This is a genomic window from Corynebacterium meitnerae, from assembly GCF_027570075.1.
Lineage (GTDB): Bacteria > Actinomycetota > Actinomycetes > Mycobacteriales > Mycobacteriaceae > Corynebacterium > Corynebacterium meitnerae.
Map to the genome: position 1 here is coordinate 19930 of NZ_JAKMUS010000020.1, position 15554 is coordinate 35483.

16 protein-coding genes and 1 riboswitch are annotated in these 15554 nt (G+C 60.8%); of the genes, 9 read left to right on the forward strand and 7 right to left on the reverse strand.

All coding sequences use genetic code 11. The features are described 5' to 3' along the window. Window position 1: 1 nt before the first annotated feature. Both L8U60_RS09905 and L8U60_RS09910 read right to left on the reverse strand, forming a co-directional pair. Window positions 2-1090: an HNH endonuclease signature motif containing protein gene (locus L8U60_RS09905; protein ID WP_269966212.1), complete on the reverse strand. Its 1089-nt coding sequence runs from the start codon at window positions 1088-1090 to the stop codon at window positions 2-4. Window positions 1091-1349: 259 nt separating this feature from the next. After that, window positions 1350-1955, reverse strand: a complete 606-nt coding sequence (locus L8U60_RS09910) for a resuscitation-promoting factor Rpf1 domain-containing protein (RefSeq protein WP_269966213.1) — start codon at window positions 1953-1955, stop codon at window positions 1350-1352. 13 nt (window positions 1956-1968) lie between these two features. Continuing rightward, window positions 1969-2175, reverse strand: a riboswitch (cyclic di-AMP (ydaO/yuaA leader). 320 nt (window positions 2176-2495) lie between these two features. On the opposite strand from L8U60_RS09910, the gene L8U60_RS09915 reads away from it, so the two are divergent. Next, window positions 2496-2879 (forward strand): cold-shock protein, encoded by a 384-nt coding sequence (locus tag L8U60_RS09915; RefSeq protein WP_269966214.1) that lies wholly within the window; start codon window positions 2496-2498, stop codon window positions 2877-2879. Here L8U60_RS09915 and L8U60_RS09920 read toward each other — a convergent pair. Then, window positions 2876-3394, reverse strand: coding sequence for a DUF2771 domain-containing protein (locus L8U60_RS09920; protein WP_269966215.1), 519 nt, complete (start codon window positions 3392-3394; stop codon window positions 2876-2878). The two genes, L8U60_RS09915 and L8U60_RS09920, sit on opposite strands and share 4 nt — an antisense overlap. Window positions 3395-3405: 11 nt before the next feature. Continuing rightward, complete coding sequence (locus tag L8U60_RS09925) at window positions 3406-4194, reverse strand: glutaminyl-peptide cyclotransferase (protein WP_269966216.1); 789 nt, start codon at window positions 4192-4194, stop codon at window positions 3406-3408. Here L8U60_RS09925 and L8U60_RS09930 point away from each other — a divergent pair. The 3 genes from L8U60_RS09930 to L8U60_RS09940 all read left to right on the forward strand — a co-directional run bounded on the left by L8U60_RS09930 (window position 4193) and on the right by L8U60_RS09940 (window position 7387). Continuing rightward, complete coding sequence (locus L8U60_RS09930; RefSeq protein ID WP_274708594.1) at window positions 4193-4969, forward strand: DUF3027 domain-containing protein; 777 nt, start codon at window positions 4193-4195, stop codon at window positions 4967-4969. The genes L8U60_RS09925 and L8U60_RS09930 overlap by 2 nt on opposite strands. Before the next feature lie 89 nt (window positions 4970-5058). Next, window positions 5059-6543 carry an NCS2 family permease gene (locus tag L8U60_RS09935; RefSeq protein ID WP_269966218.1) on the forward strand — a complete coding sequence of 495 codons (1485 nt, stop codon included), beginning with the start codon at window positions 5059-5061 and terminating at the stop codon, window positions 6541-6543. A 16-nt stretch (window positions 6544-6559) separates the two neighbouring features. Next, window positions 6560-7387: a TrmH family RNA methyltransferase gene (locus tag L8U60_RS09940; RefSeq protein WP_269966219.1), complete on the forward strand. Its 828-nt coding sequence runs from the start codon at window positions 6560-6562 to the stop codon at window positions 7385-7387. On the opposite strand, the gene L8U60_RS09945 is transcribed toward L8U60_RS09940, so the two are convergent. From L8U60_RS09945 to serC, 3 genes are all read right to left on the reverse strand, one after another. Further along, window positions 7384-8229: a DUF6928 family protein gene (locus tag L8U60_RS09945; protein ID WP_269966220.1), complete on the reverse strand. Its 846-nt coding sequence runs from the start codon at window positions 8227-8229 to the stop codon at window positions 7384-7386. The genes L8U60_RS09940 and L8U60_RS09945 overlap by 4 nt on opposite strands. Before the next feature lie 6 nt (window positions 8230-8235). Beyond that, a complete protein-coding gene (sepH, locus tag L8U60_RS09950) occupies window positions 8236-9222 on the reverse strand; it encodes a septation protein SepH (protein WP_269966221.1) in 987 nt (328 codons plus the stop codon). Between the two features lie 88 nt (window positions 9223-9310). After that, window positions 9311-10438 (reverse strand): phosphoserine transaminase, encoded by a 1128-nt coding sequence (serC, locus tag L8U60_RS09955; protein ID WP_269966222.1) that lies wholly within the window; start codon window positions 10436-10438, stop codon window positions 9311-9313. Between the two features lie 243 nt (window positions 10439-10681). On the opposite strand from serC, the gene L8U60_RS09960 reads away from it, so the two are divergent. The 5 genes from L8U60_RS09960 (at window position 10682) to L8U60_RS09980 (ending at window position 15443) form a co-directional block, all read left to right on the forward strand. Further along, window positions 10682-11977: a citrate synthase gene (locus tag L8U60_RS09960; RefSeq protein WP_269966223.1), complete on the forward strand. Its 1296-nt coding sequence runs from the start codon at window positions 10682-10684 to the stop codon at window positions 11975-11977. Window positions 11978-12098: 121 nt separating this feature from the next. Then, window positions 12099-12458 carry an FKBP-type peptidyl-prolyl cis-trans isomerase gene (locus L8U60_RS09965; RefSeq protein WP_269966224.1) on the forward strand — a complete coding sequence of 120 codons (360 nt, stop codon included), beginning with the start codon at window positions 12099-12101 and terminating at the stop codon, window positions 12456-12458. Window positions 12459-12462: 4 nt separating this feature from the next. Further along, entirely contained in the window at window positions 12463-13311 is an 849-nt protein-coding gene (locus L8U60_RS09970) for an aldo/keto reductase (protein ID WP_269966225.1), read from the forward strand. A gap of 131 nt (window positions 13312-13442) precedes the next feature. Beyond that, window positions 13443-13784 (forward strand): DUF485 domain-containing protein, encoded by a 342-nt coding sequence (locus L8U60_RS09975; RefSeq protein ID WP_269966226.1) that lies wholly within the window; start codon window positions 13443-13445, stop codon window positions 13782-13784. Between the two features lie 3 nt (window positions 13785-13787). Then, window positions 13788-15443, forward strand: a complete 1656-nt coding sequence (locus L8U60_RS09980) for a solute symporter family protein (RefSeq protein WP_269966227.1) — start codon at window positions 13788-13790, stop codon at window positions 15441-15443. Window positions 15444-15554 lie beyond the last annotated feature (111 nt).

The window sequence follows — 15554 nt, forward strand, 5'->3', positions numbered from 1 at the left end:
ATTACCTTCCGTAGAGCAGTGTCATTGCTCCGAAGGGGTGGACGGTGTTGGGGATGAGGTATCCGCGGGGTGATCTCCACATTGGTGTGCCTCTGATGTTTTCCACCCGCCCGTGGTGGGGTTTGGATGGGTCATCGTCGTTGGTGCGGTTGTGGTACCTGCACAGCATCGCCAGGTTATCCATATTGGTTAACCCGCCCTTGGACCAGGCTTTGATGTGGTGGACCTCGCAGTTATCGGCTGCATGCCTACAGTCCGGCACAGGGCACGTCGGCATCGTGGCACGTGCCAGGTCGCGTTGTTTCTGGTTAGCTAAGCGTTGCGTGTCGTACAGGTTAACCGGGCCTTCTTGTGGGTGGAACATCGCTACTTCTAGGACGTCCCCAAAATTCTGCTGAAGGAATTCCGCACCGGTCATGGTGGTGCCGTCAGTCAGGCCCAGGATGACTTCGTCGCCGTCGCCTTTCATGATTGTGATGTGCTCGTCCATCGGGATGAGGATCAACGGGCGGGGTACTGCAGGGGCAATACCTGAAGGTTGATCGTCTTCGTCGGGGCGTAGGCCGATCCTTTTCATCACGTTTTCGTACATCTGCGGTCCGGCAGGACCATCCCCCAGGTTTTGGCGGGCCGCGAACTCAATAGCTGCCGCGTCTTCTTCCAGCGCCATGATGATGACCGGGCGTCTCTCATCCTGGGAGCGACCAAAACGCATTGTGGGTTCCGGGACAGGCTTGTCCACCTCGGGCACGATGTCCTTCGAACGACGCTTCAACGTGTCGTAATTCCCCGGGATGGACAGAAGGGCGAGCCGTAGATCCCATTTCTCCTTGGGGTCTTTGATCCCGGCAAGGCGGCCTTCGATGTAGACAAGTTGATCCAACGCCTTCTTCGTCGAGCGTGCCACCTTGATGGCGTTGGCTTGCTTACGGGTGAACTTCGTTTTCCCGTAATAAGCCTTGTGGACTTTTACTAATTCGCGAACACGGGCAGGGCTGCAGCCAGCATCGAGGAGTACCTGGGCATCAAAGTCTGCCAGGGCCTCGATCGGGTTGGTCAAACCCGCTACCAGTGATCCGAATGCGTTCATGCCGGCAACGCTAAACGCAAACGCAACAACGCGCGAGAAGGGCCCGAAAAACCTGTGGATAACCCAAAAATCTATCCACAGGCAGTGCGCGCTAAAACACGCGCAGGAAGCGGTGGACCAGCGAGAACAGGCCGGTTCCCTCAAAACCCAAAAAAGATTTAGACGCTTACCGCGGAACCAAACCGCGACAACGAAAAAGGCGCTCACTCCCTGACGAGAAGGGAATGAGCGCCTTTGCTGTAGTTGCTCTTGAGCCTGATTAGAGGCGAGCTGCGATAGCGTCGATCAGCTGCTTGTTAGCAAGGTAGAACGCGTTGTAGTCGTGGCGGTTTGCCTTGTAGGTTGCGGTCACGTGGGCCGGAACCGGCAGGCCACGGGCAGCCAGGGAGCGGGTGATGTTGTTGTACACAGCGTCAACCTGCAGCTCGTCAGACTTTGCGGCCGGTGCAGCGGCCGGAGCCGGTGCTGGCGCGGGGGCCGGAGCGGCGTTCACGTTGCGCGGGGTCGGAGCGGAACGCAGGCCGAGGCGGGCGGAGCATGCCGGCCATGCGCCCCAGCCCTGGCTGGCAAGGGTGCGTTCAGCAACAGCGATCTGCTGCTCGCGGGTTGCCTGGTGGGCGTACGGTGCGAACTCGCCACCACCGTATGCGCGCCAGGTGCCAGCGGAGAACTGCAGGCCGCCGTAGTAGCCGTTGCCGGTGTTGATGTTCCAGTTGCCGCCAGCCTCGCACTGTGCGAGACGGTCCCAGTCAGAGTCCGGTGCGGCGTTAGCAATCGGGTTGATCAGGGCAGTAGCGGCAATTGCTGCGGAAGCACCTGCTGCTGCCTTGGAAAACGTGCGGGTCTGCTTGCTGTGGCGTCCCATGTAGGTATTCAAGTTCCTCTCTTGTTATACGTCTGCGAGGTGAGCTGTCGGGTTCAGGCTGAGGTCTTGCTTAGTGCCTGGCCGCGTGTGCGGCTTCACCCCCAGCGGGTGTCACTGGCCGGTTCTGGCCGGTGAGGGGCCCGCGGTGCACGGCGACCGTTGTGGTGTCGTGCGGGTGGGTCCCCCGCTTATGTCCTATGAAGTTTGTCGCGGCGATTGCTGGACACAATTCAACGTGGCAATCGTGCGATTAGGGTTGGCCCCTTGAGGGCATGCGGGCAACTCTAGCGGTTTATAACGATTAGGTCACGCTGGTTTACCAAAATGTTGCCAATGTGACTGGCGTGGTCGAGTGTCCGGGCGCTCTATCTGCATGAACTGGGAAAATAACATCAACGTGATCTACCTCACATAGGGGTGGGCGTGTCGCGAGGATGAGGCGGATTCGCAAGGGATTGGCTGGGGCTGTAGCTTTATGGGACTTAACTTTGCCGCGGGTATAATCGCGGTTTTCATGCAATAACAAAGGGTGTGACAACGATGCCAGTAGGAAAAGTGAAGTGGTTCGACGCTGACAAAGGCTTCGGATTCGCCTCTAACCCGGGTGATGAGGACGTCTACATTGGCAAAAACGTGCTGCCCGAGGGCGTAGACGAGCTCTTCCCGGGTCAGCGCATTGAGTTTGATTTCGCTGCTGGCCGTCGCGGCCCGCAGGCGCTGCGCGTCAAGGTGTTGGATGAGCCGCGTCGTCGTCCGGTGAATCGTCGTAAGCCGGCAGAGCTCAGCAGCATGCTTGCCGACGTCATGTCGATGCTCGAGACCCAAGTCCAGCCGGCACTTGATGCTGGCCGCTACCCGGAGCGGAAGGAAGGACGCCAGATCGCGGAGATTCTCCGCGCGGTGGCGAAGGAACTCGACGCTTAGGCGTCTTCGGTGCTGAAGGACCAGGTGACCATCACCGGGGTCTCTTCGCCATTGGCATCCTGGCCAAGCATGAGGCAGGAGACCTCCATGACTACGAGGGTGGCGTTTTCGTCACCCTCGCTTTTTACGGGCACATCAACTTCGTTGGCTTCACCAGGGGTGAAGGTGCGCTCGCTGTTGGCGGCGGGGTCGTCGTAAATGCTCAGCAGCGACCACTGCAACACGGAGACATCGCGGGGCACGCTGATGCGCACGGTCTCAGCGCCGTCAACGTCGATGGTGGACACGGTGCCCTCTGGGCATTCCTGCCCGAATTCGCAGACGCTGAATGGGGTAGCGGTTGCGGAGTTCTCGCCCACGGTGGCGGTGACCTCAATCTCCTGCGGCGGGGTGCCGGGGCGGTTGTTGCGCCAATCCATGTAGAAATACAGCGCGGCAACGATGGCCACGATCACCACCGCGATGACGGCGAGCATGGCTACGGAGCGTTGATCCCTTGTCTTCTTGGTGCCCATAGCCATGCAGTCTATCCGCGGGATAAGTCCGGGACGAAGGTGACCCGGTACATGTCCGGCCAGCGTTTGCCGGTGATGTAGAACTCGTTGCCGTCAATGTGGGCGATGCCGTTGAGCACGTGGTTGGGGTCGGGGGTGGCGTTGTTGGGGACTAAGGAGGCGTCGATAACCGCCTCGACCTTGCCCGTGGCCGCGTCGATCCGCACGATGTCGGTGGTGGTGAAGATATTGGCGTAAATATCGTCGCCGACGCACTCCAGCTCATTGAGGCCGTCCACGGGAGTGCCATCCAGCGTGACGACGAAGCGTTCGCGTTCCGCCAGCGTGTCCGGATCCATGCGGCGCAGCTCGCTCGTGCCGTCGGAGAAAATCACCTCACCCGCATCGGGGCGGGAGCACAGGCCCCACCCTTCGCCGTCGAAGGTGGTGCGACTGATTTCCTCCAACGTTTCGGCATTCCTCTTAATGGCGGTGTTGTTTTGCCAGGTGAGTTGCCAGAGGGCGTCGCGAACAAGCGTAATGCCTTCGCCGAAGAACTCGGGCTCAAGATCTTGGCTGGCGAGTTCGCGCCCGTCGAGCGTAGTGCGATAGACGCGCGAGGAGCCCTCCATGCCGGTGCCCACGTAGAGCGTGCCGTCCGGGCCGAGTTCGAGGCCCTGGGTGAAACTGGTGGCATCGAAAGGCAGGGTCTCTTCGATCTGGACGGTGAGGTGCTGGACGCCCTGCGGGGAGGAGGTGGAACAAGAAACAAGAAGCGGCACGGCAAACAGCAGTGCCGCAGCGCGCGGGAAATGAGCCATGCGCTCTATCTTGCAACACGTCGGTCATAATGGGGATGTGGCACAAAGAAAACCCCGCAAGACAAAGAATGCACCCGCACGGCCCCTGCTTGGTCAGCGGGCAGTCAATGTTGCGCGCGAGGCGCTCCTCGAGCTTGATCAGGGCGAAGTGGGGGAGCACATCGGTGTCAATGGGCTGAGCAATAATGCCGCCACGCACCGCTTTGAGGCTTCCGTGCCTGGCTATCCCGGGTGGGAGTGGAATGCGGTGGTGGCTTGCGCGACGGGTTCGGATTACATCACCGTAAGCGAGGTCGCGCTCGTGCCCGCGCCGACTGGTGAGGCCCTGAAGGCCCCTGATTGGGTGCCGTACTCTGAGCGCCTCCGCCCTGGTGACCTTGGTCCGGGTGACCTCATGGAACCGGCGCCGGACGATGAGCGCTTGACCGCGGATTCGTTTGCCGCCGACGCGATTGTGTTCCCGGGCCGCGAAACTGCGCAGTACCTGACCAAAACAGGCCTGGACGCGGCCAAAGACCGCTGGCGTCGAGGCGATTACGGCCCTAATTCCGCGCACGCCTCCCAGGCAGCCCTGCAGTGCAAGACCTGTGCTTTCTTCATTCCCGCCGGGGAGCCGCTAGGCTATAACTTCGGCGTTTGCGCCAATGAATACTCTGCCGACGGTCGCATTGTTTCCGCTGTCTACGGTTGCGGCGCGCACTCCGAAACCAAGGTTGATTCAGAGGAGCTTGATGCGGGCGGAGAGCTTTTCGACGATGAAAAGCCCCTCTACTAACGCCCAAACACCGCCGCTGGTTTTGAAAATTTTGTGGTGAGGTGGGACGCTATCCCCGTCATATTTCTTCCGTGCAAGGGGACATATTTATGAGTTCAAACACCACAGATTCCACGAAGGTGTCGCAGCCTTCGGGGGAGGGGCAGGCTCGCTCCGGCCTAGACCGTTACTTCCGTATCTCCGAACGTGGTTCCACCGTGGCAACGGAGGTCCGCGCCGGCGTGGTTACCTTCTTCGCCATGGCGTACATCGTCTTGCTGAACCCGCTGATTCTGGGTGCCAGTGAAGACTCCGCCGGCAACGTGTTGGGTATCCCGCAGGTTGCTGCTGCCACCGCACTGGTGGCGGGCATCATGTGTATTTTGTTCGGCGTTGTGGCGAACTACCCATTCGGTATCGCCGCTGGTCTGGGTCTGAATACCCTGGTGGCTGTCACTCTGGTGGGTACTGAAGGTCTGACCTGGGCGCAGGCCATGGGGTTGGTGGTCATTGACGGTATTGTCATCGTCATTTTGGCTGTGTCCGGTTTCCGCTCTGCCGTGTTCCGTGCGATTCCGCCGTCAATGAAGGCTGCTATCGGCGTGGGCATTGGCATGTTCATCGCCATGATCGGTTTCGTAGATGCCGGTTTTGTTCGCCGTATCCCGGATGCTGCCATGACCACTGTTCCGGTTCAGCTGGGCATCAATGGGTCGATTGCTTCTTGGCCGACCTTCGTGTTCATTCTTGGCCTGTTCATCTGTGGCTTCATGGTTGCGCGCAAGATCCCGGGCGGCCTGTTCATCGGCATCGTGATCAATACGATCATCGCCCTTGTCATTGAGCGTGTCACCGGTGCTGGTTCTTCTGCTGAGTCGGGTCCGACCGGCTGGAACTTGGCTGTCCCGACTCTGCCGGAATCCTTCGGTGGTGTGCCGGACCTGTCCATCGTGGGCAAGGTTGACATCCTCGGTGCATTTACTCAGGTTGGCGTGGTCACCGCTTCGCTGCTGGTATTCACCCTGGTGCTGGCAAACTTCTTCGACGCCATGGGTACGATGACGGCGCTCGGTCGCCAGGCAGGCCTCACCGATGAGAAGGGCGAGCTGCCGGATATGAAGAAAGCCCTTATCGTCGAGGGCTTCGGCGCTATCGCTGGTGGTGCTGGCTCTGCATCGTCTGCAACGGTCTACGTTGACTCTTCCGCTGGTATTGCCGACGGTGCGCGCACCGGTCTGGCCAACATTGTCACCGGTCTGCTGTTCCTGGCCGCAATGTTCTTCACCCCGCTGTACGAGATCGTGCCGATTGAGGCTGCCGCACCGGTTCTGGTCATCGTGGGTGCCCTCATGATGATGCAGGTGGGTGAGATTGAGTGGTCCCGCTTTGATATCGCTCTGCCGGCCTTCCTCACCATCGTGGCTATGCCGTTTACGTACTCCATCGCGGACGGCATCGGCATCGGCTTCATCACCTTCGCTCTGTTCGCAGTGTTCGCTGGCCGTGCGAAGGAAGTTCACTGGATCATGTGGCTGATCTCCGCGCTGTTCGTGGTGTTCTTTGCCATGGATCCGATCATGTCCGTCATCGGCTAAAACATCTGGTTGACACATGATTCCCATCACTGATCCCGCTGATGTGCGCCTGGATGTTGTCCGTGACCTGAAGAAGGCAGACAATTCCCGCGCGTACGTCTTTGGGGAAGGCCCGCTCGTTGCGGGCCGAGTGGTGGATTCGCGTTACCCATTGCGCTGCATCATCGGGTTTGAAAAGAAAATCGAGACCTTCCGCGCTCAACGTGCGGAGGAGGGGCTCCCGCCGATTGAGGCGCCGATCTACACCGTGACCCGCGAGCTGCTCGCCGAGGTCGTTGGGTATGACATGCACCGCGGCCTCATCGCTGTGGCGGATCGGGCAGAGGAGCCCGACGTCAGTGAGCTGCTGGAGGCGCGCACCCTCGTGGTCCTTGAGGGGGTTGGGGATCACGAAAATATCGGGGCTATCTTCCGCAATGCCGCTGGCATGGGGGTGGATGGTGTGCTTCTGGGGGCTGGCACGGCTGATCCTTTGTATCGTCGCAGCGTGCGCGTGTCCATGGGGCATGTATTGCGCCTGCCGTTCGCACATCTCGAGGGCACATCCACCACGTGGCAGCGCTCCCTTGAACAGTTGCGCCAGGCAGGTTTCCGCCTTATCTCGCTCACGCCTGATGATCGCGCCGTGCATCTTGCGGAGGCGCTTGTCGACGCTTCCGGCAACCCCCACCCCAAAGTCGCCCTCCTCGTCGGCGGGGAAGGCCCTGGCCTGACTGAGCACGCGATGCGCGCCACGGACATTCGTGCCCGCATCCCCATGGCGCCGGGCACTGATTCACTGAACGTGGCTACGTCCGCAGCGATCGCGTTCTATGAGCGCGACCGAGCAGTTGGCCTGAGCTAGCGGTCAGAGTGGCGCAGACGTTCTTTCACTGTGTCGGCGAGGTTACGTACGCGACGTGTGACGCCACGGCGGATGCGGCGCGCAACCTTAGCTGAGGCATCTGCCAGCTCCGCGAATTCATCGCTGGTTTCTTCGGCTTCCTCATAGTCGTCATAGTCCGCATTGGCGGAGGAGAACTTCGCAGCCACCTCGGTGACATTTTTGGTGTCAGGGGTGCGCTGTTCCACCTTCGGCTCGGGGCGTCCATCCACGGCGTAGGCCACCACGTTGATGTCAGGACCGTCCGGGGAAATGTCCACACCCAGCCAGTCGCGCTGGGCAGCGCGCATGAGGTCTACCGGTTCGAAGGGCAACGAAATTCCTCCGAGTTGATCGGCGCGCTCACCAGCCCAGAAGGGGGCTTCAAACCCATCAGGCAGGCCGAGATCCTCGATGAGCTCATTGCGCGTGGCACACAAGGAACGGCGCACGGTATCCCCATTGAAGCGTGCGAAGCCGGCATACCCGGCGCCTTCTTCCACGCCTTCCGCAAACACGAAGACATCGGCTGCCGGAACGGCCCGGCGGAGGTGGGTGGGGATGTCGGAGAGTTTGCCGCAGTCGTCGATAAGCGTCTGAAGCACAGCGACCCCCGGGTAGCCAGCGATGTAGAACTCTTCGCGGCTGCTCGGTGTGGAACGGTTCAGCGGGAACTGGCCGATCGGCGTGATCGGCCACCGTGGATTGAGCTGAGCGAGGAGTTTGCGGCCAAAACCACGGTCAGCGTGCGGCTCAGCTTCCAGCACCGCGGCCGGATCGGCGGCGTTGATGTACCAGAACGTAACGACGGCAGGGACACCCATAACGCGCTACTTCTTCGGCCGCTTCGTGTTCGTGCGCACGCCCAAAAGAACGTCCTCCCAGTGCGGGGTGACCGCCTTGCGACGTCGCTTCTGCGGCTTGGCTTGCTCCTCCGGGAAGTGCAGCGCATCGCCCTCGGCAAACAAGTCAGGTTGGGTGTGCTGTTGCCCCTGCTCAGCAGGGGCAACAGGGGTCTCCTGTTCAACGTCCGTGGACACTGCAGAGAGGGACCGTACTGGCTGCGCAAACGACGGATCGATCAAATCCGCGGCAACCGCATCTCGTGGCTCCGTGGTGGCAGACGAACCCATCGAGCGGTGGAAGGACCACTCCGCGCTGTGCTCCTGCAGGCCAGCCTGCCAGGTGAGGCGAACAACCCATGGCTCTCCGACCTCACGCATTGCATCCCACCGGGCCTCCGACAAAGCATGGCCGCGGGAGGCGAAGCTCAGAGCAAGAATTTCAAAGAGCGTGTCCGGTGCAGCACCATCCGCGCGGACTGGGTGGGACTGCTTAGCCGCCTCCGCGACCTGGGCGCGCTCCAGCAGAACTGGGTGCGCATAGGGCTCCACGCGGCTGATGGCCACGCCCATCTCCTCAGCGAGCTCTTCGGTGCTGGCTCCAGCGCGGATGCGCGCCTGAATGTCCTTCGGGCGCAGCGACAGGGGAGTAGCAAACAGCGGGTCCGGCTCTGCGGGGGTGCGCTCGACTGGAGCGGGTTCTGGTTCCTCGGCAGCCGGCTCTTCAGCTTCCGGCTCTTCAGCTTCCGGTTCTTCAACGGGGTGGAGGGGTACGGCGGGTGCCACCGGTTCGTCGACAAGCTCGGCTTCGACGACCTCGTAGTCGGTTTCGTCCTGCGCGCTGACGTCGGTAAGCATGGGGGCAGCCGGCGGGATGAGTTCCTCGCGTGGAATGCAGAATTTCTCTCCGTCGAGAGTGCGCAGCACCCACAGAGAGTCGGTCGATTCGTCCGCAACAACAAAGAGCTCGCGCATCGCTGTCTCCTTACACCAGTGTCATTCAAGGAGACAGCTTAACTGAAACGCGAGCTCCATTTGGTTGCGGCGGTACGAAGATCAGGGCTTACTTCGCGCCAACACCCTGCGACAGCAGGAAGTCGATGGCGCCGGTGAGCTTGGCCACGTCCTCGGTATCAATCGCCGGGAACATACCAATGCGCAGCTGGTTGCGGCCCAGCTTGCGGTACGGCTCAACGTCGAGGATGCCACCTGCGCGCAGAGCCTTCGCCAGCTCAGCGGCATCGATGGACTCATCAAAATCGATGGTGCCCACAACGTAGGAGCGCTTATCCGCATCTGCGACGAATGGCGTTGCGTGCTCATTGGCCTCTGCCCAGGAGTACAGGGTGTCCGCGTTGGCCTTGGTGCGGGCAACCATGCCGTCCAGGCCACCGTTCTCATTCATCCACTTGACCTGGTCAGCCAGCATGAGCAGCGTGGCCACAGCCGGGGTGTTGTAGGTCTGGTTCTTGCGGGAATTGTCCACCGCAGTCTGCAGATCCAGGAAAGCCGGGATGAAACGGCCCGACTCCTTGATCTTGGCAATGCGCTCAATCGCCGCCGGGCTCATCGCCGCGAACCACAGGCCACCGTCAGACGCGAAGCACTTCTGCGGGGAGAAGTAGTAAGCATCAGCATTTCGCATATCGACGGGAAGACCACCGGCGCCCGACGTTGCGTCGATAAGCACGAGCGCATCCGTGTTCGGGCGAGTGACCGGCACCATCGCACCCGTAGACGTCTCATTGTGCGCCCATGCGACGACATCTGCATCGGTGCCATCCAGCGCGGAAGGGGAGGGGGCGCTGCCCGGCTCAGCCTCAACCACCTGGGGCTCATCCAGCCACGGTGCCTGCTTGGAAGCCTTAGCGAACTTGGAGGAGAACTCACCGAAGGACAGGTGAGCAGACTTCTTCTCAATCAGGCCGAAGGTCGCCGCATCCCAGAAAGCGGTGGCGCCACCAAGAGACAGAACGATCTCGTAGCCCTCCGGCAGGGAGAACAGCTCTGCAAGACCTTCGCGGACCTCACCCACAACATTCTTCACTGCCGGCTGACGGTGAGAGGTGCCGATGATGTGAGCGCCATTGGTGATGGCCTCCAGCTGGGCGGGGCGGACCTTGGAGGGGCCACAACCAAAACGGCCATCAACGGGCAAAAGATCTTGCGGAAGAGCTGGGTAATCGGACATTCGTGCCCCTTCTTTCATGCTTCGAGCTGGCATCGTTGTGGCACTAACCTTAACCCCCGGGGGTAATTGTGGTGTAACGGGGGAAGCATACTTTTTGTCGCTACCGTCACATCCTGACCGCGTGGTGCTGATAGAGTGAATTCATGCCAATTCTGGCGCTTGGTCCCGAGCTCAGCCCGTAGGTTATTTCACCTGCGGAAACTGGCCGCAGGCGTCGCTCAACGACTCTTTGAAAGGTTCATTGTGGCTTCTGAGAACAACGACAAGGTAGTACTTAACTACCCCGGCGGCGAGTATGAGATGGATCTCATCCGCGCCTCCGAGGGAAATGACGGCTTTGTGCTGGGCAACCTCCTCGGACAGACCGGCCTGGTCACCTTCGACCCGGGCTACGTTTCTACGGGTTCCACCGAGTCCAAGATCACCTACATCGATGGTGACGCAGGCATCCTGCGCTACCGTGGCTACGACATCGCTGACCTGGCTAACAACGCCACGTTCAACGAGGTGTCCTACCTGCTGATCAACGGTGAGCTGCCGACTGAGGATGAGCTAGAGACCTTCTCCAGCAACATCCGCCACCACACCCTCCTGGATGAGGACTTCAAGGCGGCCTTCAACGTCTTCCCGCGTGACGCACACCCGATGGCTGTGCTGGCCTCCTCCGTCAACATTCTGTCTGCTTACTACCAGGACCAGCTCAACCCGCTGGATGAGGAGCAGCTGGACAAGGCAACCGTTCGCCTCATGGCAAAGGTGCCGATGTTGGCTGCATACGCTTACCGCGCATCCCAGGGTAAGCCGTACATGTACCCGAACAACGCCCTGAGCCCGCGCGAGAACTTCCTGCGCATGATGTTCGGTTACCCGACCGAGCCGTACGAGGTTGACCCGGTCGTCGTCGACGCGCTGGACAAGCTGCTCATCCTGCATGCTGACCACGAGCAGAACTGCTCCACCTCCACCGTCCGCATGATCGGTTCCGCTCAGGCGAACATGTTCGTGTCCATCGCTGGTGGCATCAACGCTCTGGCTGGCCCGCTGCACGGTGGCGCTAACCAGGCTGTGCTGGAGATGCTCGAGGACATCCAGGAGAACAACGGCGGCGACGCTTCTGACTTCATGAACCGCGTGAAGAACAAGGAGAAGGGTGTCCGCCTGATGGGCTTCGGCCACCGCGTGTACAAGAACTACGATCCGCGCGCGGCCATCGTCAAGGAATCCGCACACGAGGTGCTCAACCACCTCGGCGGCGACAGCCTGCTGGACCTGGCTATGGAGCTCGAGGAGATCGCCCTCAAGGACGACTACTTCATCGAGCGCAAGCTGTACCCGAACGTGGACTTCTACACCGGCCTGATCTACCGTGCCATGGGCTTCCCGACGGACTTCTTCACCGTCCTCTTCGCCATCGGCCGCCTGCCGGGCTGGATTGCTCACTACCGCGAGCAGCTGGCAATGAACTCCAAGATCAACCGCCCGCGCCAGATCTACACCGGTGCGACGCAGCGTGAGTTCATCCCGCGCGACAAGCGCTAAAGCAACGCGCTGAACACGACGATCCGCCGTAAGCGACAAGCCTCCGTATAATGAGGGGCTGACCGCTTCGGCGGTTTCGCGTTTTATAAGCGGGATACCCAAATCAAGGAGAAACCTTTTCATGGATAAGCCCACCATTGACGTACCTAATGAACCGGCGCCGGCTGGACTCGTAATCGAGGACATTGTTGTCGGTGATGGCGAGGAAGCTCAGGCAGGCGGCATGGTCAAGGTCCACTACTTGGGCGTGGATTACCAGACCGGCGAGGAGTTCGATAGCTCCTGGGACCGCGGCGAGGCCGCTGAGTTCCCGCTGACTGGTCTCATCGAGGGCTGGCAGGAAGGCATCCCGGGCATGAAGGTGGGCGGTCGCCGCTCGCTGACCATCCCGCCGGAAATGGCTTACGGTCCTGCCGGTGGCGGCCACCCGCTGTCGGGCCGCACCCTCGTTTTTGTCATCGATCTGCTCGAGGCGAACTAACACAATGGCAGTGACCCCTTCTCCCAGCGTCATCCCACACGCACGTCTCAACGATGGGCATGAGGTGCCCCTGGTGGGATTGGGGACGTACAAGCTCACGGGCCCAGACGCGGTGACCATCATTCGCCGGGCCATCGAGTGCGGCTACCGCCACTTCGACACTGCCTCCTTGTACGGCAATGAGGAAGAGGTCGGCCGCGCTGTACATGACGCGATTGCCGCGGGTGATGTGACCCGCGAGGAGCTGACCATCACCTCCAAGCTGTGGAACGATGATCAGCCGCGTGCCACGGAAGCATTCCAGGAATCGCTCCGCCGGCTGAACCTGGATTACGTGGACCTGTTCATGGTCCACTGGCCATGGCCCCAAAATGGCACGTTTGTTGCCGCCTATGAAGCGCTGCTGGAGCAGCGGGAGGCCGGACTCATCGGGTCCGTGGGTGTCGCTAATTTCTACGAAGAGACGCTGGATGAACTCATCGCGGCAACGGGGGTTGCGCCCGCGGTGAACCAGGTGGAACTCCACATCGGCTTCACGCAGCCGGAGCTGCGGGACTATCACGCACGCCACGGCATCCTGACGGAGGCGTGGGCGCCACTCGGCAGGGGAGAGGTCCTAGGGAGCCCCGAGGTCGCTCAGATTGCTGAAGCTTATGGGGCGACGTCTGCGCAGATTGCTTTGGCCTACCTCGTGTCCCAGGGGATCTCCATCATCCCGAAGACATCCAGCGAGGACCGGCTTGAGCAGAGCTTCACTGTCGCAGGTATCCAGCTCGACGCTGAGGCACTGAAGCTTCTCGACGGGATTCCCGGTGGCCGTCAGTCGAATGATCCGCGGGTGTTTCCGGGGTGACGTCGATAAGCACTGAGCTGAGGGGGTAACTTTCACCCCCGAAAATAATTTAATTTCTAAAACTGCCTCCCCGAGAGTGTGTTCTAAGTTACTTTTCTAACAACCAACCCACTTTCCGAAAGGAGCAGGCCATGGCTGAAGGCTCACCCGCTGTAAAGCAGCGACGGGAACCGACGCCCCAGGAATTCGTGGAAATGCAGGCAAGCCCGCAGTTCCAGGAACTACGCGGCGCATACCGCAAGTTCACGTTCCCGGTGTCCATCGCATTTTTCCTCTGGTACATCTTCTACGTCGTTTACGCGACCTTCTGGCCGGAGGTTATGGCTAAGCCATTCCTTGGCCTCAACCTGGGCCTCTGGCTGGGTATCGCCCAGTTCATCACCACATTCCTGATCACCTGGGCATACGTGGTGTACGCGAACAAGAACATTGAGCCGCGTGCTGCGGCGATCCGCGAAGAGATGGAGGGCTAAACCATGAACCCTGACGTATTCCTCCTTGCGCAGGAAGAAGCTGCGGCAACCGGCAACCCGATTCTCAACATCGCTGTCTTCGCCGCATTCATCATCGTCACCATGGCGATTGTGACCAAGGTGGGTAAGTCCACCTCCGAGGCCTCTGACTTCTACACCGGTGGCGCATCCTTCTCCGGTACCCAGAACGGTCTGGCAATTGCAGGTGACTACCTGTCTGCTGCGTCCTTCCTGGGCATCGTCGGCGCGATCGCGCTCACTGGTTACGACGGCTTCCTCTACTCCATCGGCTTCTTCGTCGCATGGCTGGTGGCCCTCCTGCTCGTGGCGGAGCCGCTGCGTAACGTCGGCCGCTTCACCATGGCAGACGTGCTGTCCTTCCGCCTGCGCCAGAAGCCAGTGCGCGTGGCAGCTGCCTTTGGCACCCTGTTCGTGTCGCTGTTCTACCTCATCGCTCAGATGGCTGGTGCTGGCTCCCTGGTGTCCGTCCTCCTGGACCTGCACACCTTCAGTGCTCAGGCAATCTGTGTTGCCATCGTCGGCGTGATCATGATCGCCTACGTTCTCATCGGCGGCATGAAGGGCACCACCTACGTTCAGATGATCAAGGCAGTGCTGCTCGTTGGTGCTGTGGCGATCATGACCATCCTCTGCTTCATTGCGGTCAAGGGCGGTATGAACGCGCTCTTCGACAAGGCGATCGAGATGCACGCTGGCTCTGAGCACATTCAGAAGGCTGGCTACGAGGCATCTGAGATCCTCCAGCCGGGCCTGAAGTACGGTGGCTCCACGATCAAGCAGCTCGACTTCATCTCCCTCGGCCTGTCCCTGGTTCTGGGTACCGCTGGTCTGCCGCACGTTCTCATGCGCTTCTACACCGTGCCTACGGCTACGGAGGCTCGTAAGTCCGTGACCTGGGCTATCGTCCTCATTGGTGCGTTCTACCTGATGACCCTGGTTCTGGGCTACGCCGCTGCTGGCCTCGTCGGCCCGGACGTGATCAACGCTGCACCGGGTAAGGCGAATGCCGCGGCACCGCTGCTGGCTCTGGAAATCGGTGGCTCGGTCTTTATGGCCATCGTGTCTGCCGTGGCCTTCGCAACAGTGCTCGCCGTGGTGGCTGGCCTGGCTATTACGGCCTCCGCATCCATCGCGCACGACATCTACAACGCCGTGCTTCGCGACGGTCAGGCTTCCGAGGAAGAGCAGGTCCGCGTCTCCCGCGTGACCGTGGTTGTCATCGGCATCCTGGCCATCGTCCTGGGCATCCTGGCAATGCGTCAGAACGTCGCCTTCCTGGTGTCCCTGGCATTCGCCATCGCGGCCTCCGCGAACCTTCCGACGATCCTGTTCTCCCTCTACTGGAAGCGCTTCAACACCGCCGGTGCTGTGGCTTCCATGTACACGGGCCTGGGCGTCGCCCTGGTTCTCATCTTCCTGTCCCCGGCAGTCTCCGGTACCGAAACAGCAATGTTCCCGAACGCTGATTGGGCAATCTTCCCGCTGACCAGCCCGGGCCTCGTGTCCATCCCGGCTGCGTTCCTGGCTGGTGCCATTGCCACGTTCCTGGGCAAGCCGGACAACCTGGACGAACTCCAGTCCGAGATGGAAGTCCGCTCGCTTACGGGTGTTGGTGTGGAAGCGCCAGTGGACCACTAACACCACTAGGCGGGAGGCTGCGGCTTCGGCTGCACGCTCCACGTGAAAGAAGGAGGCCACCCTGGTGGGTGGCCTCCTTTGTGTTTGCTAGGAGGTGCTGCAAGCTAAACC